Source organism: Pontibacter sp. HJ8, assembly GCF_054824225.1.
Genome location: NZ_JSYF01000676.1, coordinates 1 through 412 on the forward strand (window position 1 = coordinate 1; position 412 = coordinate 412).

At 37.4% G+C, this 412-nt stretch carries 1 protein-coding gene; it reads right to left on the minus strand.

Going from position 1 to position 412, the window contains the following annotated elements; translation table 11 throughout:
* Positions 1–4: 4 nt before the first annotated feature.
* Positions 5–412: hypothetical protein (locus tag OB13_RS20810; protein WP_461492103.1), on the minus strand; the 408-nt coding region annotated here is incomplete at its 5' end.

Genomic DNA, 412 nt, shown 5'->3' on the forward strand with positions numbered 1-412 from the left:
TCTTCTACTTTACCTTCTCGTAATAGTAACGGGTATAATTTTTACCATCTTTCCAAGTAATGGTTAATTCATTTTCGGTCAGTTTATTAATTATTCCTGTGTCAGTTTTTGATTTTTTGTTCTGGGTGATGATATTCTGATTTAGTGCAAATTCTTCGAAGTTTGAGTTCTTATTTCGTCTGTAGGTATTGTCTTTTACTTCTATGATGAAAGGCTTTTCCAGCTTCATCGCATTTAGGTGTACTCCAAACTTGTAGACACCTTTATAAGCTGCCCATTCTCCTTGTAAAAGCGCTACATTTATATCATCCTTTTTGACAGTCGAACCTGTTTCATACCCTTCCCAGTTGACGCTTTTGTTCTCTACCGTTGTGGTTGAGCCGACCTTTTCTACCGTTTTAGGAGAGCACGC